18 protein-coding genes are annotated in these 18987 nt (G+C 73.2%); 12 read left to right on the top strand and 6 right to left on the bottom strand.

Going from position 1 to position 18987, the window contains the following annotated elements:
• The first annotated feature begins 146 nt into the window (after positions 1 to 146).
• Positions 147 to 797, top strand: a complete 651-nt coding sequence (locus VF825_RS09615; RefSeq protein ID WP_331112617.1) for a hypothetical protein — start codon at positions 147 to 149, stop codon at positions 795 to 797.
• Here the strand turns inward: VF825_RS09615 and VF825_RS09610 are convergent.
• The 5 genes from VF825_RS09610 to VF825_RS09590 form a co-directional block, all read right to left on the bottom strand.
• Positions 745 to 1098, bottom strand: a complete 354-nt coding sequence (locus tag VF825_RS09610) for a hypothetical protein (protein WP_331112615.1) — start codon at positions 1096 to 1098, stop codon at positions 745 to 747. The two genes, VF825_RS09615 and VF825_RS09610, sit on opposite strands and share 53 nt — an antisense overlap.
• A 267-nt stretch (positions 1099 to 1365) precedes the next feature.
• The gene (locus VF825_RS09605; RefSeq protein ID WP_331112613.1) at positions 1366 to 2028 is read right to left on the bottom strand and encodes a hypothetical protein; all 663 of its coding nucleotides are present in this window, start codon (positions 2026 to 2028) and stop codon (positions 1366 to 1368) included.
• Between the two features lie 118 nt (positions 2029 to 2146).
• Positions 2147 to 2638: a hypothetical protein gene (locus VF825_RS09600; protein ID WP_331112611.1), complete on the bottom strand. Its 492-nt coding sequence runs from the start codon at positions 2636 to 2638 to the stop codon at positions 2147 to 2149.
• 110 nt (positions 2639 to 2748) lie between these two features.
• Positions 2749 to 3600, bottom strand: a complete 852-nt coding sequence (locus tag VF825_RS09595) for a sulfurtransferase (protein WP_331112610.1) — start codon at positions 3598 to 3600, stop codon at positions 2749 to 2751.
• Positions 3601 to 4051: 451 nt separating this feature from the next.
• A complete protein-coding gene (locus VF825_RS09590; protein ID WP_331112608.1) occupies positions 4052 to 5053 on the bottom strand; it encodes an ATP-binding protein in 1002 nt (333 codons plus the stop codon).
• Positions 5054 to 5480: 427 nt separating this feature from the next.
• Between VF825_RS09590 and VF825_RS09585 the strand changes: the two genes are divergently transcribed.
• From VF825_RS09585 to ettA, 7 genes are all read left to right on the top strand, one after another.
• Positions 5481 to 6872, top strand: a complete 1392-nt coding sequence (locus VF825_RS09585) for an MFS transporter (protein ID WP_331112606.1) — start codon at positions 5481 to 5483, stop codon at positions 6870 to 6872.
• Between the two features lie 48 nt (positions 6873 to 6920).
• Positions 6921 to 7232, top strand: a complete 312-nt coding sequence (locus VF825_RS09580) for a hypothetical protein (protein WP_331112604.1) — start codon at positions 6921 to 6923, stop codon at positions 7230 to 7232.
• Between the two features lie 84 nt (positions 7233 to 7316).
• Positions 7317 to 8441, top strand: a complete 1125-nt coding sequence (locus VF825_RS09575) for a uroporphyrinogen-III synthase (protein ID WP_331112602.1) — start codon at positions 7317 to 7319, stop codon at positions 8439 to 8441.
• Between the two features lie 126 nt (positions 8442 to 8567).
• The gene (locus VF825_RS09570) at positions 8568 to 10286 is read left to right on the top strand and encodes a dynamin family protein (RefSeq protein ID WP_331112600.1); all 1719 of its coding nucleotides are present in this window, start codon (positions 8568 to 8570) and stop codon (positions 10284 to 10286) included.
• Positions 10283 to 11962, top strand: a complete 1680-nt coding sequence (locus VF825_RS09565; protein WP_331112598.1) for a GTPase — start codon at positions 10283 to 10285, stop codon at positions 11960 to 11962. The genes VF825_RS09570 and VF825_RS09565 overlap by 4 nt, the downstream gene beginning before the upstream one ends.
• Before the next feature lie 157 nt (positions 11963 to 12119).
• Complete coding sequence (locus tag VF825_RS09560) at positions 12120 to 12671, top strand: single-stranded DNA-binding protein (RefSeq protein WP_331112596.1); 552 nt, start codon at positions 12120 to 12122, stop codon at positions 12669 to 12671.
• 71 nt (positions 12672 to 12742) lie between these two features.
• Positions 12743 to 14425 carry an energy-dependent translational throttle protein EttA gene (gene ettA, locus VF825_RS09555; RefSeq protein ID WP_331112594.1) on the top strand — a complete coding sequence of 561 codons (1683 nt, stop codon included), beginning with the start codon at positions 12743 to 12745 and terminating at the stop codon, positions 14423 to 14425.
• Between the two features lie 68 nt (positions 14426 to 14493).
• Here ettA and VF825_RS09550 read toward each other — a convergent pair whose 3' ends face one another.
• Positions 14494 to 15114, bottom strand: coding sequence for a TetR/AcrR family transcriptional regulator (locus tag VF825_RS09550; RefSeq protein ID WP_331112592.1), 621 nt, complete (start codon positions 15112 to 15114; stop codon positions 14494 to 14496).
• A 62-nt stretch (positions 15115 to 15176) separates the two neighbouring features.
• Here VF825_RS09550 and VF825_RS09545 point away from each other — a divergent pair, with 62 nt between their 5' ends.
• The 4 genes from VF825_RS09545 to VF825_RS09530 are packed head-to-tail and all read left to right on the top strand — an operon-like array spanning position 15177 to position 18924.
• A complete protein-coding gene (locus VF825_RS09545; protein WP_331112590.1) occupies positions 15177 to 16322 on the top strand; it encodes an acyl-CoA dehydrogenase family protein in 1146 nt (381 codons plus the stop codon).
• A 54-nt stretch (positions 16323 to 16376) separates the two neighbouring features.
• Positions 16377 to 17147, top strand: a complete 771-nt coding sequence (locus VF825_RS09540; protein WP_331112588.1) for an SDR family oxidoreductase — start codon at positions 16377 to 16379, stop codon at positions 17145 to 17147.
• Positions 17144 to 17935, top strand: a complete 792-nt coding sequence (locus tag VF825_RS09535) for an SDR family oxidoreductase (RefSeq protein ID WP_331112586.1) — start codon at positions 17144 to 17146, stop codon at positions 17933 to 17935. The genes VF825_RS09540 and VF825_RS09535 overlap by 4 nt, the downstream gene beginning before the upstream one ends.
• Positions 17935 to 18924 (top strand): NADPH:quinone oxidoreductase family protein, encoded by a 990-nt coding sequence (locus VF825_RS09530; protein ID WP_331112584.1) that lies wholly within the window; start codon positions 17935 to 17937, stop codon positions 18922 to 18924. Before VF825_RS09535 ends, VF825_RS09530 begins: the two co-directional genes overlap by 1 nt.
• The last annotated feature ends 63 nt before the right edge of the window (positions 18925 to 18987 follow it).

Raw genomic sequence — 18987 nt, 5'->3', positions numbered from 1 at the left:
TCTCCCTTCTAATCTCTAGGTCGCAGGTTCGAGTCCTGCCGGGGGCACAGGCTGTTTCTGGAGGTCAGGAACCCGGCGGAGGGGCGCGGCTGGTCGAGTTCTGCGATTCGCCGGTCCAGGCCCCGCGGCTGCCCGATGATGGCCGGATGAGCGTTCACGGTGAGGCGCCGCGCCGCTCGCCCCTTCGCTGGGCGGCCGCCGGCGCGTTCGCGTTCGGCGTGCTCTTCGCCCTCCACCACGTGCTGCAGGGATCCGGCCCCGCCGGCACGTCGGCGTCGGAGGTGGCCGCCTACAACGTCGCCCACCGCGGTGCCCTGCTCGGCAGTGAGGTCACGCTGGGGCTGGGCCTGCTGGCCTTCATCGCCTTCCTCGCCCCGCTCACGGTGGTGACGTGGCGGGCCGGGTGCGAGACGGTGGCGGCTGCCCTCCTGGTCGCCTGCACCGTATTCCTCGCCCTGGGGTTCGTGTCCGTGGCCGCGGAGACAGCGCTGGTCGGTGTCGCTGAACGGGGTGATCCCGGCGCGGTGGAGGCGTTGAACCAGCTGCAGGGCCGCACGCCCGTCGTGTGGGCAGTCACTGCCCTGGTGTTCATCACCTCGCTGGCGATCCTGCGAACGGGACTCCTGTGGCGCTGGCTGGGTACCATCGGGTTCGTCCTGACGGGGGTCTTCCTGCTGGCGTCCGTCTCCAGCCTGCTCGGGCGCGGCGTCGAGGGCGGCTACTCCCTCATCGGGGCTGGCCTGTTCATCGCCTGGATGCTGGCCCTGTCCGCCGGGCTGTGGCGCGAGCGCGGATGAACGCAGCCAGAGGGTCGGCGGGGTCTGCCGCTTCCAGAGCCACGAGCCGACGCTCCAGCTCGTCCGACGGGCCCTGCCCGGCAAGCAGCAACGTGACCGCGTTCTCGCGAGGCTGGATCCGGATCTCCTGCGGCCGCGTCGACGGGTCCCTGACGTAGGCGAGCAGGTTCTCCCGGTCGAGCAGGTGGAGGAGTCGGGGCACCGCCCGGCCGACGAGGTCCGCGAGGTGCTCGACAGCTGTGTCGTCGTCCCCGTCGAAGGACCAGTGGTCGCGCAGGGCCAGGGTGTGCTTGCCCGGCATCGGGATCCGGCCGGTCCACAGCGCGTCGCCAGCGGTGAGCGGGCCTCGCCGGTCCGCGTGAGGAGCTCGACGTAGATCGCCGGCTGGATCGAGGCCTCGACGAAGAACTCCGCTTCGTGCTGGCCCAGCGTGAACGGGCTGAACCAGAGGAAGGCGCGGTCGCCGAGCGGGGACTCCCGCCAGAAGAGCCTGCCCTTGCGGCTGAAGCCAGCCCGTTTCATGTTCGGGGCGATCCGGTCCCTGATGACCTGGTCCAGAGCCTTCACGTCATGCCCTTGGCGCGGTGAGCTCGAGGAGGTGCCGGGCGGTGCCGACGGGGTCGACGATCTGGTGCAGGTGCGCGCCGGGCAGGTGGGCAGTCCGCCAACCGCGTTCGCGCGCCTCGGAGGCCACGGCGTCGTAGGGCGGGCCGAAGAGCAGGTAGGAGCACGGGTGGTCATCCCAGCCGTCCGGGACGGGGACGCGCTGCTCGCAGTAGGACAGCGGCAGCGTGGGTTGCTCGGCGAGGACCTTCTGCCGCATCTGCGGATCCGGGAACATCGGTGCGATGTCGTCCTCGTCCCACCAGTCGGTCCAGCGCGTCAGCGTGCCGTTCACCGCCATCGGGCGGAGGAAGTCCAGCAGCTCGGGTGGGGCAACGGGGGTTGGTCCGGTGCGCGCCGGCAGTGCAGCGTCAACGAAGGCCGAGCCGGCCACGGGATGGTCGAGCCCGGCACGGATCGACGGGAGGAACAGGCCCGCGTTGCTGTGCGCCACCAGCACGAGGGGCTGACCGGTCGGGATCTCCCCGAGGTCGTCGCGGACGGCGCTGACGATGCGGGGCCAGAACGGGGGGTCGCCCTCGCCCACGTGCAGCAGGGACGGCACGCGAACCCGGTGTCCCGCGGCGGCCAGCTGTTCGGCCACCGGGCCCCACGTGGAGGGACCCACCGACGGACTGTGGACGAGGACGATGACCGGCTGCATGGGGCCCGATCCTGCCCCTGCCCCACCGGGGTGGGAACCTGCTCCGCTGACGGCGAACACCGGGGCAGGCCGCTTCTGCAGGTCAGGTGCCCGGCACCGTGGCCGACGGGTCGGCCTGTCCGGTGCTGGTCGACGAGGTGGCCGAGCTTGTGCTCGTCGGCGAGGAGCTCGTGCTGGTCGGGCTGGGCTGGCTGGATGGTGAGGTGTCCGACGCCGAGGGCTGCGGGGTCGTGTCCCGGGTCGTGGTCGGGCTTCCGGATGGGCTCGACGTGGCGGCCGAGCTGGTCGGCCGCGCGACCGGGGTGGGCGACGTCGAGCTCTGCTCGGGTGCCGGGGAGTCGGGCGTGGGCCCGACTCCGGCCGCGGCTGTCGAGCCGGGGGGGTCGGTGACGCCTGCAGTGGGGGTGGCGGCCACCGGCGTGGTGGCAGGGCCCGGCTGTTGCTGCTGGGTGGCCGCCCGACCCGGGGCGGACGGCGCGTCCAGGTGCGCCCACACCGCCCCGATGCCGAGCCCGACCACCGAGGCCGTGCTCAGGCTGACCATCCAGACCTTGACCGTCGGCGGGGGCAGCATCGGGGTCTCCTCAGACGTGGGGGCAGACGCAGGTCAAGGCCCCGGTCACACCAGTCCCGGCACTGGCATCGGGGCCCTGCGCCCTGGCAACGACCCTACCCAGCCCGGGGTTACCCGGCAGTACGGGCATCGGCGCCCTCGCCACCGGCGCGCTCGCCGACGGCCACCGGACGGGAGCGGTCGCTCACCCACTCACTCCATGACCCGACATACAGTGCCGCGCGAATCCCCAGCAGCTGCAACGCAAAGACGTCGTGGGCGGCGGTGACGCCCGAGCCGCAGTAGACGCCCACCTCCGTGTCGTCGGTGACCCCTGCCAGGGCGTAGCGCACCCGCAGCTGCGCTGCCGGGCGGAAGGTGCCGCCGTCCAGGTTGTCGGACGTGGGCACGTTGACGGCACCGGGGATGTGCCCGGCCACCGGGTCGAGCGGCTCGACCTCCCCGCGGTAGCGCTCGGGCGCCCGGGCGTCGACCAGGACCCCCTCACGGGCCACGCGCGCCGCCCCGGTGGCGTCGAGCACGGGCAGCCGTCCGGGCGTGGCACGGAAGTCCCCTTGCCCCACCGCCGGCTCTCCGGTCTCGACCGGTCCGCCGGAGGCCAGCCACGCCTCCCACCCGCCGTCGAGCAGCAGGACCTGGTCGTGACCGTGGTGGCGCAGCAGCCACCAGCACCGCGCCGCGAACGTGTTGGCGGCGTCGTCGAGGACCACGACCGGCCGGCCCGCGCAGACCCCGCACCGGCGCATCGCGGCGGCGAACTGCTCGGGGTCGGGCAGTGGGTGGCGCCCGGCGGCGGGCGCTGCGGCCAGGTCGGCGTCGAGGTCGACGAAGGCGGCCCCGGGGATGTGCCCGCGCAGGAAGTCCTCCCACCCCGTCGGACCCTCGCGGTGGTAGCGCACGTCCAGCACGCTCACCTCGTCGAGCCGGGTGGCCAGCTCCGGTGCGGTGATCAGCTCATCCATGCCTGGATCATGCCAAGGCCCCCGCCGCTCCGCGCCGCGTGACGCCGCCACGACTGCCAGGCCTCGTCAGCCCGAGACCCAGGAGTCCAGCCAACCGTCAGGTTCGACCCAGCCACCACGAAGGACGACGTGGTGTGCTGGCACCAGCCCGATCAGGGGACCCCAGTCCGTGGGAGGACCGCGTGCTTCGCCAGCTGCTCGACCGTCTCGTGCCGAACGCGTTCGGCGCGCGTCCACCCGCTGCGTGCCTCGACTGCCGCAGCGGCATCCACGAGGGCTGCACCGGCTGGTGCGCGTGTGAGGTCGCGGGGCACGGTACGAAGGCTGCGGCCGAGCGTGGCACCGAGGTGGCCCGCGAGCGAACCTGACCGACCCCGTCCCGGGACCGACCCGGCGACGCCCCCGAAGACGCCCGGCGCCGCCGGGAGCGGGCACCGAGCCGGGCTGCCGTTCAGCCGGGGAACAGCGTGGCCTCCGCGACCGCGGCGTACTCGTGGGCCAGTGGCCGCCCACCCTCGGGGGGCGCGTCGAGGTCGACCACCACCCGGCAGCCCGGGTCCCCGACGGCGATGCGCTCCTCGAGCAGCACCGCCACCGTGTGGTCGCTGTTGCGGGCGGCGATCCCGCCGAACACGCTGGAGGTCATCCGGCACAGGGAGGGCGCCCGCTGGACCACGTCGCCGAACGGGCAGCGGGTGTTGCCCAGCACGATGCGGTGCTCGGTGACCTCGATGACGTAGAACCCGCCGTCGATGGCGTGCTTGAGCCGGACGTAGCAGTCGGCCATCTGCTCCGGCGTCAGGCGCCCGACGACGGACCTGGCGGCGCGGTACTCCTCCTCCATCCGGCCGCCGATGTCCGCGCCGACCTGGGCCACGGCCGCGGCGGCGGCGTCGGGACCCTGCTGCGCCTCGACCGCCCGGGCCAGCTGCACGACCAGCGCGCGCAGGAACGACTCCTTGCCGAACCCGCCCCCGGGCAGCGCCTCGTCCAGCTCCGGAAGAGCACCGACGGTGCTGCGGGGAGGGTCGTGGCTCACCGCGGGGACCCGGTTGACCGGCAGGGTCACCGACACGGTCATGCCGCCGGCCCGGCGCACCTCGGCCGCCAGGCTTGGCGTCACCTGCGAGACGAGGAAGAGCCCGAGCCCCGCCTCGGCCAGGGTCGGGGTCGCCCCCGGGGGCGCGAGAGTGACCGGCTGGCCGAGCCGGGCCGGGTCGAAGCCGGGTCCGAGGTCGCGCACGGTGAGCACGGGCTGCTCCTGGGTCCAGGACAGCGAGACCCAGACCGGTCCGCCGGAGTGGCGCACCGCGTTGCCGACGACCTCGCTCAGCGCGAGCCCGGCATCCTCGACCTCGCTGCCGGGGCCCCCGTGGCGGCGTAGGTAGGCCACGACCTCACGCCGGAGGTCGCCGACGGCGCTCGCCTCATCGGCCCGGAGGAACCAGTCCATCGGGCCATTCTCGTCCCTGGCTGCCGGCGCCGGGAACAATGTTGCTGGTGAGGCGCCCGGTGACGCAGGCGAGCCGGTGCAGGTAGTCGGCCATCCGGTGGGTGGGGGGAGCGGTGAGCGAGGAGCCTTCAGTCCGGCGGCGGTGGTCGGACACGAGCAGCTCCCCTCGACGTGCTGGCGTCCGACCATGCTGCGCGCCGGCGGTGGGTGGCGTCCGCGACTTGGTGGACTCTTGACCCGGCGACCTCAGGCGCCGGGGCGACACTCCCGGAGCGCGACACGGCGACCGCTGCGACCGCAGGCCGCGAACTGCGTTCTGCCTGAATCGTTCCCGCGCTCCCCGAATGGGTCATTCCCGGGCCTTTTCTTGGTCAAGCAGGGTCATTTCGAGTGGCGCAAGCCTTAGAGTCCCGGTCCCATGGGGGACGTGTCACCGACGACGGGTGTGCTCCGGGACCGCCGCTTCCTGCGGCTGGCCGCGGCGCGCACGATCTCGACCCTGGGCAGCGGCTTCGGCCGGGTGGCCCTGGCATTCGCGATCCTGGCCCTGCCCGGCGCCTCCCCTGCACGCCTCTCGCTCGTGCTCGCCGTGCAGGCGCTGCCCGCCCTGGTGTTCGTCCTCGCCGCCGGCGTCATCGGCGACCGCTTCTCCCGCTACCGGCTGATCGTCGGTGCCGAGCTGCTGGCCGCCCTCTCCTGGGCAGCGCTCGCCGCGATGGTGCTCACACGGTGGGCACCGCTGGGCGCCGTCCTCGTCGCCGCGATGCTCTCCGGGCTGGCCAGCGCCCTGCTCATGCCCGCGCTCAACGGGGTGCTGCCCGAGTTCGTCGACCGGGAACGTCTGCAGGTGGCCAACTCCGTCCTTCGGGTCGGCCAGAACCTGGCCATGGTCCTGGGGCTCGCGCTCTCCGGCCTCGTGGTGGCCGCGTTCGGTCCGGGGTCGGCGCTGGCCGTCAACGCGGCGTCGTTCCTGCTCAGCGCCGCCCTGGTGGCCGGCATGAGGCTGCCCTCGCGAGCGCGGCTCGCCGGCTCCTCCCTGTCCGAGCTGCGGCGTGGCTGGCAGGAGTTCGCCTCCCGGCAGTGGCTGTGGGTCGTGGTGGTGCAGTCGTCGTTCGTGCTGGCGTCGATCATGGCCACGGTCGGGGTGCTCGGCCCGGTGTGGTTCGACCATCACCACGGGGGGGCCCGTGCCTGGGCGCTCCTCATCGCCGCGCAGTCGGCCGGCAGCATCCTCGGTGCGGTGGTGGCCGCACGGTTCCGCCCGCGCCGCCCGATCCTCTCCGCGGTCCTGGTGACCTTCACCTGCGCGTTGCCGATGGCCACCCTCGGCCTCGACCTGCCGCTGTGGTCCAGCGTCGTCGCCATGTTCCTGTGCGGCATCGCCGCCGACGTCTTCGCCGTCCTGTGGTTCACCACGATGCAGCGGGAGGTGCCCGAGGAGGTGATGTCGCGGGTGAGCGCCTACGACCTGTTCGGCTCCCTGGCCTTCGCCCCGCTGGGCCTGCTGGTCGCCGGCCCGCTCGCGTCGGCCATCACGACGGCACACGCCCTGCAGCTGTGTGCTGCCGTGGTGGTCGGGGCGACCCTGGTGGCCCTGTGCTCGCCCTCCGTGCGCCGCCTGACCCTGACCGGGGCCGACGCCGCGCCGGTCGAGGAGCGGGCTGAGGCGCCCGTCGAGGAGCTGGCTGAGGCGCCCGCCGAGGATCCGGCTCCCCCCGCCCACCTGGCTGTCGAGGCTCCCGCCCCGGTGGCTGCCGAAGGGCCGGCCGCGGTATCGCTGCCCGGCCCGCCCGAGCCCGGCATCGCCCAGGCGGTCTGAACCGCAGTTCCTGTGGTGCCGCACCCCTCCAGGTGCTGGGATGTCAGGGTGCGCGCCCGCTACCTCGCCGCGGCCACGGCCGTCTGGGTCACGGCATACGTGCTGGTCTACGTCGCGGTCGTCGACCAGCAGGGGGACGCCCCGGTCGCGTGGTGGTACGTCGCGATCCTCGGCGTCGCCGCGGTCTTCCTGGTCGGCGCAGCGGTCGGTCGCGCGCCGATGTTCGTCCTCATCCTGACCGTGGCGGCGCTGGCGGTCGCCTCGATCCTCGCGCTGGCCTCGATCGGGCTGCTGCTGCTGCCCGCGGTGCTCGGGACGGCGGCGGTGATCGGCCTGGGAGGTGCCGAGCGCCCCGGGTGACCCACAGTTTTCCCAGCCGTTACGTGGCGAAACGCAGCCTTGACCTCGCCCGCCTAGCGTCCCGGCCACCGGGAGGAGGCGTCGATGACGATGCGGGCAGGCGTGGTGGGTGCGCTGAGGGACAGCAGGATCGGTATCACGAGCAGTCGCCGCGGCGACGAGCTCGCCGCGCTGCTGGAGCGGCGAGGGGCGCGGGTGGAGGCGGCACCGGCGCTTGCGATCACACCGTGCCCGGACGACGCGGCGCTGCGGGCGGTGACCGCCCGGTGCATCGAGCGCCCGCCGGAGATGCTCATCGCCACCACGGGGCTGGGCATGAGCGGCTGGCTGGAGGCCGCGGCCGAGTGGGGGAGGCGCCGCGAGCTGGTGGCCTCGCTGCGCCGCGCCGAGATCTTCGCGCGCGGGCCACGGTCGGTGGCGGCGCTGCGCTCGGTCGGCCTGCGGGAGACCTGGGCCTCGGACTCGGAGGCCATGGAGGACGTGCTGGCCCACCTCGGCGGCCGTCAGCTGCACGGGCGGCGGATCGTCGTGCAGGAGCACGGCTCCTCCGCGCCCGGCCTGACCGCGACCCTGCGCTCACGGGGCGGCCACGTCAGCACCGCCACCGTGCACCGGTTCACCGTGGCCACGGACCACGAGCCGCTCTACCGCATGGTCGGCCTGGTCGCCGACCGAGAGCTCGACGCCATCACCTTCACCTCCGCCCCGGCCGCGCGGGTGCTGCTCGAGGTGGCCGCGGACACCGGCCGGCACGGCGACTTCCTCACTGCGCTGCGCCGGGACGTGGTCACGGCGTGCATCGGTCCGGTCACCGCCGAGGTGTTCGACGTCTGGGGGGTGCCGACCATCCGTCCCGCCCGGGCCCGGCTGGCCGAGCTGGTCGCCGGGCTGGACGACGCCCTGGCCACCCGCCGCCAGGGCACGCGCCTGGTCGTGGCCGGCCACGAGCTGGTGCTGCGCGGGGAGCAGGTCGTGCTCGACGGGGTCGAGGTGCGGCTCACCCCGGGACCCCGGGCGATGCTGCGCGCCCTGGCCCGACGTCCGGGACACGTCCTGTCCCGCGCCGAGCTCCTGGCGATGCTGCCGGGGGACGGGCTGCGCACCGAGCACGCCGTCGAGGCGACCGTCGCCCGGTTGCGTCGCGCGATCGGGCCGGGGCTCGTGCGGACGGTGACCAAGCGCGGATACCGTCTCGCAGTTCCGCTGTGAGGCCTGGGGCTGCCGTGGCGCCGTTGCCGTTGCGGCCTGCGTCCGCTGGTGGGACGCTGCGTGACGTTGCTGACGGCGAGCCGAAGTTGAGTCCGCGCGACGAAAACGGCAGGCTTGCGCCTTGTGATGCGCGGGGTCGTTGACGAGGGTCTGCTGGAGGCAGCGGGTGAGCTGCGCGACCTCGTGGCAGTCACCCGCTTCCCGATCGACACGGGCGCAGTGGAGGTGGCCAGGGACGCCCAGGCGGCGCTGCTGGATCAGCTCGACGACTATGTCCTGCCCCGCCTGAAGGCCATGGACGCCCCGCTGCTTGCGGTCATCGGCGGGTCCACCGGCGCCGGCAAGTCCACCCTCATCAACTCGATCGTCGGCGCGACGGTCAGCCGCAGTGGCGTGCTGCGCCCGACGACGCGCGCCTCGGTGCTCGTGCACAACCCCGAGGACGACCAGTGGTTCACCAGCCACCGGGTCCTGCCCGGGCTGGAGCGTGTCCGCGGCGGCACGGGCACTGGTGGTCTGCACGCCGTCGACGACCCCTCCGAGGTGCGCCTGGTCGAGTCCCACGCGCTGCCCCCGGGCCTGGCGCTGCTGGACGCCCCGGACATCGACTCGGTCGTGCGGCCCAACCGCGAGCTCGCGGCGGAGCTGCTCTCGGCCGCCGACCTGTGGCTGTTCGTCACGACCTCCTCGCGCTACGCCGACGCGGTCCCGTGGGCGATGCTGCGGCAGGCGGCCGAGCGCGGCACCTCGGTCGCGATCGTGCTCGCGCGGGTGCCCCGCGAGCACATGGACGAGGTCCGCGGCCACCTCAGCGAGATGCTGCGCGGCGAGGGCCTGGCCAGCGCCCCCATCTTCACCATCCCCGAGGCCACCCTGACCCGGGAGGGGCACCTGGCGCCGCAGGAGGTCGCCCGGATCCGGTCCTGGCTGGCCGCGCTGGCGCGCGACGCCAAGGCCCGGTCGATCATCGTCCGCCGCACCCTCGGCGGGGCCCTGGACTCGCTCCGTGACCGGGTCGCCGACCTCGCGGAGGCCAGCCAGGCCCAGCACGACGCCACCCAGGAGCTGCGCCGCACCGCGGCGCGCGCTCACGCCCAGGCGGTCGAGGCCGTGGAGTCGGGCATCAGCGAGGGCAGCCTGCTGCGCGGGGAGGTCCTCGCCCGGTGGCAGCAGCTGGTCGGCACGGGGGAGTTCCTGCGCCACGTCGAGGCCCACATCAGCAGCTGGCGCGACCGCTTCACCTCCGCCGTCAAGGGCACGCCGCCGCCGGCCGCGCCGCTCGGGGAGGCGCTGCAGTCCGGTGTCGCCGAGCTGCTGCGGGCCTACGCCCAGGGTGCCGCCGCGACCACCGCGCGCCGCTGGCGGCAGCTGCCCGGTGGGGCCGCCCTGCTGGAGGAGCACCCCGACCTGGCCCACCCCTCGTCCGACCTCGACGAGCGGGTCGAGCGCCTCGTGCGCGACTGGCAGGGGCAGCTGCTGGAGCTGGTCCGTGCCGAGGGCAAGGACCGCCGCACGACCGCGCGGATCCTGGCCTTCGGCGTCAACGGCCTGGCCGTCGTGCTCATGCTGGTCGTGTTCAGCCAGACGTGGGGCCTGAGCGGGGCCGAGGTCGGCGTCGCCGGTGGCGCCGCGGTCCTGGCGCAGCGCCTGCTGGAGGCGATCTTCGGGGACCAGGCCGTGCGCACCCTCGCGCTCAAGGCCCGCAAGCAACTCATGGACCAGGTCGAGGCGCTCTACGCGCAGGAGCGCCAGCGCTTCGACCGTGCACTCGAGAGCGTGGAAGTGGTGGCATCGCAGGCGAAGCAGCTGACCGACGCGGCCGCAGCGGTGGAGGCCGCGCGGTGAGCATCCTCAAGCTGGGGCCACGCCCCAACATCACCGCCCCGGCGGTGGGGGACCTCGGGGCGCAGGCCGTCGCGCTGCGGGCCGCCCTCGAGGCCGGCGGCAGCCGCTTCGACCCCACCGACCGCCGCATCGCCAAGAGCATCGTCAACAAGGTCGACGAGCGCACTGCGATCACCGGTGGGCACACCGTCGTCGCCCTGGCGGGCGCCACGGGCAGCGGCAAGTCGAGCCTGTTCAACGTGCTGGTCAACGGCGACGTCGCCGACGTCGGCACCCGCCGGCCCACCACGTCGCTTCCGACGGCCGGCGTCTGGGGCGCCGAGGCGGCCACGCGACTGCTGGACTGGCTGGGGGTCGGGCGGCGGCACGCCGTCGAGGGTCACGACGCGGGTGAGGACGCCGACGCGCTCGAGGGGCTGGTGCTGCTCGACCTGCCCGACTTCGACTCCACCAACGCCGAGCACCGGGCCGAGGCGGACCGGGTGCTCGACCTCGCCGACGTCTTCGTGTGGGTGACCGACCCGCAGAAGTACGCCGACGCGCGCCTGCACGACGAGTACATCCGCACCCTCGCCAGCCACGCGGCGGTCACGCTCGTGGTGTTCAACCAGGCCGACCGGCTCTCCCCGGAGTACCTCGCCGCGTGCCGTGCCGACCTCACCCGCCTGGTCCACGAGGACGGCGCCACCGGCGCGGAGGTCATCGTCACCTCGGCGCACACCGGCCAGGGGATCCGCGACCTGCGCCGCGAGCTGGGGGAGGCGGTCAGCCGCCGCACCGCGGCCCAGCAGCGCCTCGCCGGTGACCTGCGGTATGCCGCGGCTCGCCTGCGCGACGCCGTCGCCGACACCGAGCCCAGCCTCGAGGGGGCCGCCGACGGCCCCCTCGTCGAGGCGCTCATCCGGGCCGCCGGGGTGCCGACCATCCTGGCCGCCGTCGAGCGGGACTACCGGCGTGAGGCCTGGGCCCGCACCGGCTGGCCGTTCACCCGCTGGGTGCGCGCCTTCCGGCCCGACCCGCTGACCCGGTTGCGGCTCCAGCCGGAGAAGTCCGACACCGCGGTGCCGGGCATCACGGCCGCGGACGTCCGGGCCGTGCTCGGGCGCTCGTCGTTGCCCCCGGCCACGCCGGCTGCGCGGGCTGCCGTCGACCTCGCCACCCGCGACCTGGTCGACCAGGCCGCCGACGGGCTGCCCCAGCCGTGGGCCGACGCGGTCGCCGACGCGGCCCAGGAGCAGCGTCCCGAGCTGGCCGACGCGCTCGACCAGGCGGTGCTGCAGACGCCGCTGCGGGCGGACAAGCCGCTCTGGTGGGCCGTGACCGGGATCACCCAGATGGTGCTCGCGGCGGCCGCCGTCGCCGGCGCGGTCTGGCTCGGTGTGTTGTCGGTGATGGGCTGGCTGCGCCTGCCCCCGCTGCCCACCCCCTACGTGGGCCCGGTGCCGCTGCCGACCGTGCTGCTCCTCGCCGGGCTGGTGATCGGCTTCGTGCTCGGGTTCGGCTGCCGGTCCGCGGCGCAGGTCGGGGCCCGCCGGCGCAAGGAGCTCGTCGCCGCCCGGCTCGAGGAGGCCGTCACCGAGGTCGCCGACACGCACATCGTCGCTCCGCTGGAGGCCGTGCTGGCCGAGCACCGGCGCACCCGGGAGCTGCTCGCGGAGGCCGGCGCGACGGCCTGACCGCGACGGAAGGACCGCAACCGCCTGAACGGAACGCCGTCGTCCACATGGGGGGCGGTGGTTCGTCCCACCATCCACAGGCCGCACGGGCCCTGGCCCGGCACGTCGTGCAGACCCGAGTCTGGAGGAACCCGCCGAGCGGTCGGCGGGCCACCAGATGAGGGGATGCACAGATGAACGAGAGCTATGTGACCGTCAGCGGCAACGTCGTGGGGGACCCGGTGGTCCGCACCACCCGGGCCTCGGTGCCGTTCGTGACCTTCCGGGTCGCCTCGACGGTGCGCCGGGTGGACGGCAAGACGGGGGAGTACATCGACGGAGGCACAACTACGTCAATGTCACGGCCTTCCGGGCGCTGGGGGTCAACCTCGCCAGCTCGCTGCACAAGGGTGACCCGGTCATCGTCTACGGGCGGATGCGGATCAACCAGTGGGTCAACGGCGACCGCAGCGGCACGTCGGTGGAGATCGACGCCTACAACGTCGGTCACGACCTGTCCCGCGGGCAGTCGCAGTTCACCCGGGTCGCCAAGCCGCAGCTCGACCCGCAGGACCGGCTGGCCGACCCGGCCGTCCAGGAGGCCCACGACGAGCTCGACCGGGTCGACCTCGGGGGCGAGCACGACGGGACGGCCGGCGGCGGGTTCGACCGTCCGGAGGAGGCCGCCGACACCGACGACTACGAGCTGGCAGGTGCCTCCGGCGCCTGAGCGGGGCTGACCTGCCCGGTCGACGGGATCTGATTAACCCGGCGGGGCGTCAGGCAGATAGCCTGACGCCCATGCCCGAGTTCATCTACACCATGACCAAGGCGCGCAAGGCGCACGGCGACAAGGTCATCCTCGACGACGTCAGCATGTCGTTCTACCCCGGCGCCAAGATCGGCGTCGTCGGCCCCAACGGCGCCGGCAAGTCCACGATCCTGAAGATCATGGCCGGTCTGGACCAGCCCTCCAACGGTGAGGCGCGGCTGACCCCGGGCTACAGCGTCGGCATCCTGCTCCAGGAGCCCCCGCTCAACGAGGACAAGACCGTCCTCGGCAACGTGGAGGAGGGCGTGGGCGAGATCAAGGCCCAGCTCGACCGCTACAACGAGATCTCCGCGCTCATGGCCGAGCCGGACGCGGACTTCGACGCGCTGATGGAGGAGATGGGCAAGCTCCAGACGGCGATCGACGCGGCCGATGCCTGGGACCTCGACTCCCAGCTCGAGCAGGCGATGGACGCGCTGCGCTGCCCGCCGCCGGACGCCGACGTGACCGTCCTGTCCGGTGGTGAGCGCCGCCGGGTCGCGCTGTGCAAGCTGCTGCTGAGCAAGCCCGACCTGCTGCTGCTCGACGAGCCCACCAACCACCTCGACGCCGAGAGTGTGCAGTGGCTCGAGCAGCACCTGGCCTCCTACCCGGGCGCCGTGCTGGCCGTCACCCACGACCGGTACTTCCTCGACAACGTCGCCCAGTGGATCGCCGAGGTCGACCGCGGTCACCTCTACCCCTACGAGGGCAACTACTCGACCTACCTGGAGAAGAAGCAGGAGCGCCTGCAGGTCCAGGGCAAGAAGGACGCCAAGCTGGCCAAGCGCCTCAAGGACGAGCTGGAGTGGGTCCGCTCCAACGCCAAGGCCCGCCAGACCAAGTCCAAGTCGCGTCTGGCCCGCTACGAGGAGATGGCCGCCGAGGCCGAGCGCACCCGCAAGCTCGACTTCGAGGAGATCCAGATCCCGCCGGGCCCGCGCCTGGGCAGCGTCGTCATCGAGGTCGACCACCTGCGCAAGGGCTTCGAGGACCGGGTCCTCATCAACGACCTGAGCTTCACGCTGCCGCGCAACGGCATCGTCGGTGTCATCGGCCCCAACGGCGTCGGCAAGACCACGCTGTTCAAGACCATCGTCGGCTTCGAGGAGCCCGACGACGGCACGGTCAAGGTCGGCGAGACGGTCAAGATCTCCTACGTCGACCAGAACCGCGCCGGGCTGGACCCCAAGCGCAACGTCTGGGAGACGGTCTCCGACGGCCTGGACTACATCCAGGTCGGCAACGTGGAGATCCCGTCCCGCGCCTACGTGTCCAGCTTCGGCTTCAAGGGCCCGGACCAGCAGAAGCCGACCGGTGTGCTCTCCGGAGGTGAGCGCAACCGGCTCAACCTGGCCCTGACCCTCAAGCTGGGCGGCAACCTGCTCCTGCTCGACGAGCCCACCAACGACCTCGACGTCGAGACCCTGGGCTCGCTGGAGAACGCCCTCCTGGACTTCCCCGGCTGCGCCGTGGTCATCAGCCACGACCGGTGGTTCCTCGACCGCGTGGTGACCCACATCCTCGCCTACGAGGGCACCGAGGAGGACCCGAGCTCCTGGTTCTGGTTCGAGGGCAACTTCGAGTCCTACGAGAAGAACAAGGTCGAGCGGCTCGGCGCCGACGCGGCACGCCCGCACCGGGTCACCTACCGCAAGCTGACCCGCGACTGAGCCACCCGGCATACCGCGGACACGACGGAGCCCGCGTCCCCTCGAGGGGGCGCGGGCTCCGTGCTGTCTCAGGCGCGGACGAGCCGCTGGGCGAGCTGCCCGTATGCCGTGCCGATGGCGTCGGGGGTGCGCCGGATGCCGGGCTCGTACCAGCGGGCCACGTCGATGCACATCGACAGCAGGGCCAGGGTGGTCCCTGCCACGTCGGGCACCTCGAAGTCGCCGGAGCGGACGCCGGCGGTCAGCACCTGGCGCAGCACGGCGTCGATCTGCTTGCGCTGGGCGAGCACGCGGTCGCGGTGCTCAGGCGACAGGTGGGGGAACTCGTACTGCACGATCCGGGCGGTGCGGAAGTGCTCGGCGTGCCAGCGCGCGAAGTCCGAGACGATCGCGGCCACCTGCTGGGGGGGAGCCGTGGCCCGCTCACGGGCGGCCTGCACCAGCTCCAGTGCGGCCGTGTGGCCCCGGTGGCTCAGCTGGAAGAGCAGGTCCTCCTTGCTGGCGAAGTGCACGTAGACCCCGGCCGGGCTCAGGCCGGCCCGGGCCGCGATGTCCCGGGTGGTCGTGGCGTGGAACCCCTTGTCCGCGAAGGCGTCGGCTGCGGCCTCGATGAGCCGCTGCACGGTCTCCGGGGCCCGGCGAGCCGTCCCGCCCGCCGTGTCGCCGGCGGTCGACGTGGCGTTCGTCATGGTTGACAGCATGGCCCACCTGCCGAAGACTAAGCAAGCGCTTAGTTACTCGGAGGTAGCCCATGCCCCGCAACGTGTACGGCCCCGACCACGAGGCCTTCCGTGCGTCCGTCCGCGAGTTCGTCGAGCGGAGCCTGAAGCCCCGCGCAGAGGACTTCATCGCCGCCAAGTCGATCGACCGTGCCGTCTGGCTCGAGGCCGGCAAGCAGGGCCTGCTGGGCCTGGACATCCCCGAGGAGTACGGCGGCGCCGGCGCCGACGACTTCCTGTTCAACGCCGTCGCGGCGGAGGAGTTCTCGAAGTTCAACGCCGCGGTCTCCTCCTGCTTCGGGATCCACGCCGATGTCTGCCCGCCCTACATCGTCGACCTCGGCACCGAGGAGCAGAAGCAGCGCTGGCTGCCGCGCATGGCCGCAGGCGAGCTGATCTGCGGCATCGCCATGACCGAGCCCTCCGGTGGCTCCGACCTCGCGGCGCTGAAGACCACGGCGGTACGCGACGGTGACGACTGGGTCGTCAACGGCTCCAAGACGTTCATCACCAACGGCTACCAGGGCGACCTGATCATCGTGGCGGCCCGCACCGACCCGTCCAAGGGCGCCAAGGGCATCACGCTGTTCATGCTCGAGACCGGCATGGAGGGCTTCACCCGGGGCCGCAAGCTCGACAAGGTCGGCCAGGAGGAGTCCGACACCGCCGAGCTGTTCTTCGACAACGTGCGGGTGCCCGACGCCAACCGCATCGGCGAGGAGGGCCGCGGCTTCATCGCGATGATGGAGCGCCTGCCGCAGGAGCGGGTCGGCGCCGCCGTGTCCAACACCGCCCACGCGTTCCAGATCCTCGCCGAGACGATCGAGTACGTGAAGGAGCGCAAGGCCTTCGGCCAGCCCGTCGGCACCTTCCAGCACAACAAGTTCAAGATCGCCGAGATGCAGACCAAGCTCGAGGTCACCCAGGCCTACGTCGACGACTGCGTCGCGGCGCACGCGAAGGGCGAGCTCACCGCCGTCGACGCGGCCAAGGCCAAGTGGTGGTCGGCGCAGGTGCAGAACGACGTCCTCGACGAGTGCGTGCAGCTGTACGGCGGTTACGGCTTCATGAACGAGTACCGCGTCGCCCGCGCCTGGCGGGACGCCCGCGTGACCAAGATCTGGGCCGGCTCCAACGAGATCATGAAGGAGCTCATCGGCCGCGACCTCGGCCTGTGACCCAGCGCCTCCGAGTCGTCCTCTGAGCCACCCCCCACCCGAGGAGGAGCCCCTGTGGGCCTGCACGACCACACCGTCGCCATCGTCACCGGAGCCAGCCGCGGCATCGGGTTCGGCATCGCCGAGCGCCTCGTCGCCGAGGGGGCCCGGGTGGTGGTCACCGGCCGCAAGCCCGAGGCGCTCGACGAGGCGGTCGAGCGCCTCGGCGGGGTCGAGCACGCGCTCGGCGTCGCCGGCCACGCCGACGACGCCGACCACCAGGACCAGGTCATCGCCACCGCCCGCGAGGTGTTCGGCCGGCTCGACCTGCTCGTCAACAACACCGGCATCAACCCGTCCTACGGGCCGATGATCGACACCGGGGTCGACACCGCCCGCAAGATCCTCGAGGTCAACGTGCTCAGCGCGTTCGAGTGGACCCGCAAGGCGGTGCGCAGCGGCCTCGGCCAGCTCGACGACCGCGGGCGCCCGACCGGCGCGGTGGTCAACGTCGCCTCGATCGCCGGGCTCGGCGCCACCGGGATGCTCGGCTGGTATGCCGTGTCCAAGGCCGCCCTGATCCACCTCACCACCGAGCTCGGGCACCAGCTCGGGCCGGAGGTGCGCGTCAACGCCGTCGCCCCGGCCGTGGTCAAGACCCAGTTCGCGGAGGCGCTCTACGCCGGACGTGAGGAGAAGGTGGCGGCGGCCTACCCGCTCAAGCGGCTCGGGGTGCCGGAGGACGTCGCCGGCGCGGTGTCGTTCCTGCTGTCGCGGGACGCCTCCTGGATCACCGGCCAGACGCTGGTGATCGACGGCGGCGTCACGCTGGGCGGCGCCCTGTGACCCGCTTCGACGGCCAGGTCGTCGTCGTCACGGGCGGCGGCCGAGGCATCGGCGAGGCCTACGCCCGGCGGTTCGCCGGGCTCGGCGCCACCGTGGTGGTCAACGACCTCGACGCCGAGGCCGCCCACGAGGTCGCGCGGGCGGTCGGCGGCCTCGCCGTCCCCGGCGACGCCTCCACCGAGGCCGGGGTCGACCTGCTCATCGGCACGGCGCGTGCGCAGGCCGGGCCGGTCGACGTGTTCTGCGCCAACGCCGGCGTCGCCCGTGGCGGCCTCGAGGACGTGGACGAGAAGGCGTGGGAGACCTCCTGGCAGGTCAACGTCATGGCGCACGTGCGTGCCGCCAAGGCGCTGGTGCCGTCGTGGGTGGCCCGCGGGCAGGGCACGTTCGTCTCGACCGTGTCCGCCGCAGGCCTGCTGTCCATCCCGGGTGCCGCGCCCTATGCAGTGACCAAGCACGCGGCATACGCGTTTGCGGAGTGGCTGTCGATGACCTACGGGGACAAGGGGATCGGCGTGCACGCGGTCTGCCCGCAGGGAGTGCGCACGCGCATGCTGGAGGACTCCGGCGATGCCGGCAAGGCGCTCATGGAGGCCTCCGCGGTCGAGCCCGGGGTCGTCGCCGACGCGCTCCTGGACGCGATCGAGTCGGGCCGGTTCCTCGTCCTGCCCCACCCCGAGGTGGGGCCGATGTATGCCGGTCGCGCCGCAGACCCGGACCGCTGGCTGGAGGGCATGCGCCGGCTGGCGTCGGCGCTGCCGGCCTCGAGGATGGGGGAGCGGTCCTGATGCGCGCGTGGCAGGTCGGCCGGCTCGGTGAGCCGGCCGAGGTGATGGAGCTCGCCGACGTGAACGGGCCCGTGGTGCAGCCCGGTCACGTCGTGGTCGACGTGGCGGCCGCCGCGCTGAACTTCCCTGACGTGCTGATGGCGCGCGGGGAGTACCAGGTGCGCCCGCCCCTGCCGTTCGTGCCGGGTGTGGAGGTCTGCGGCCGGGTCGTCGAGGTCGGCGAGGGCGTGTCCGGGGTCGCGGTCGGTGACCGGGTCGTCGGCACGTCGGCGCCGCCGGCGGGTGGGCTGGCCGAGCGCGCGCTCATGCCCGCAGCAGCGGTGTTCCCTGCCCCGAAGGCCCTCGACGACGCGGAGGCGGCCGCGCTGACGATCGGCTACCAGACGGCATACGTAGGGCTGGTGCGTCGCGCGGGCCTGCGCCCGGGGGAGACCCTGCTGGTCCACGCGGCCTCCGGCGGCGTCGGGTCGGCAGCGGTGCAGGTCGGCAAGGCGCTCGGCGCCCGCGTGATCGCCGTGGTCGGCGGCGCGGAGAAGGTCGCTGTGGCCACCGGTCTGGGCGCCGACGTCGTCCTCGACCGGACCGCCGTGGACCTCGTGTCGGCGTTGAGGGACGCGGCTGGTCGCGGCGGCGTCGACGTGGTGTTCGACCCGGTGGGCGGGGCTGCCTACGAGGCGTCGACCAGGGTCATCGCCTTCGAGGGGCGCGTCGTCGTGGTCGGTTTCGCGGGCGGCACCATCCCGGCGCCGGCGCTCAACCACGCGCTCATCAAGAACTACTCGATCCTCGGCCTGCACTGGAACCTCTACCTGCAGCGTGAGCGCGCCGTGGTGGAGGAGGCGCACCGGCAGCTCACCGCGTGGGCCGACGAGGGCCGCATCGCGCCGCTGGTCTCCCAGCGGCTGCCGTTCGAGCAGGCTGTCGAGGGACTGACCCGGCTGGCGCAGGGCCGCACGACCGGCCGTGTCGTCGTCCTGGCCCCCGCCTGACCCTGCGCCAAGGTTGGTCCGGACATGCGTCAGCCCGCGTTTCGGGCCCCGGAGGGACGCGAA

Source organism: Oryzihumus sp. (assembly GCF_036391795.1).
Classification (GTDB): Bacteria; Actinomycetota; Actinomycetes; order Actinomycetales; family Dermatophilaceae; genus Oryzihumus.
The sequence above is the reverse complement of the archived record's forward strand: the minus strand, read 5'-3'. Positions and strand labels throughout refer to the sequence as shown.

Coding starts and splice junctions, on each gene's coding strand:
- VF825_RS09615 (WP_331112617.1), top strand. CDS start 147: ATGAGCGTTCACGGTGAGGCGCCGCGCCGCTCGCCCCTTCGCTGGGCG.
- VF825_RS09610 (WP_331112615.1), bottom strand. CDS start 1,098: ATGCCGGGCAAGCACACCCTGGCCCTGCGCGACCACTGGTCCTTCGAC.
- VF825_RS09600 (WP_331112611.1), bottom strand. CDS start 2,638: ATGCTGCCCCCGCCGACGGTCAAGGTCTGGATGGTCAGCCTGAGCACG.
- VF825_RS09595 (WP_331112610.1), bottom strand. CDS start 3,600: ATGGATGAGCTGATCACCGCACCGGAGCTGGCCACCCGGCTCGACGAG.
- VF825_RS09590 (WP_331112608.1), bottom strand. CDS start 5,053: ATGGACTGGTTCCTCCGGGCCGATGAGGCGAGCGCCGTCGGCGACCTC.
- VF825_RS09575 (WP_331112602.1), top strand. CDS start 7,317: ATGACGATGCGGGCAGGCGTGGTGGGTGCGCTGAGGGACAGCAGGATC.
- VF825_RS09570 (WP_331112600.1), top strand. CDS start 8,568: ATGCGCGGGGTCGTTGACGAGGGTCTGCTGGAGGCAGCGGGTGAGCTG.
- VF825_RS09560 (WP_331112596.1), top strand. CDS start 12,120: ATGAGGGGATGCACAGATGAACGAGAGCTATGTGACCGTCAGCGGCAA.
- ettA (WP_331112594.1), top strand. CDS start 12,743: ATGCCCGAGTTCATCTACACCATGACCAAGGCGCGCAAGGCGCACGGC.
- VF825_RS09550 (WP_331112592.1), bottom strand. CDS start 15,114: ATGACGAACGCCACGTCGACCGCCGGCGACACGGCGGGCGGGACGGCT.
- VF825_RS09545 (WP_331112590.1), top strand. CDS start 15,177: ATGCCCCGCAACGTGTACGGCCCCGACCACGAGGCCTTCCGTGCGTCC.
- VF825_RS09530 (WP_331112584.1), top strand. CDS start 17,935: ATGCGCGCGTGGCAGGTCGGCCGGCTCGGTGAGCCGGCCGAGGTGATG.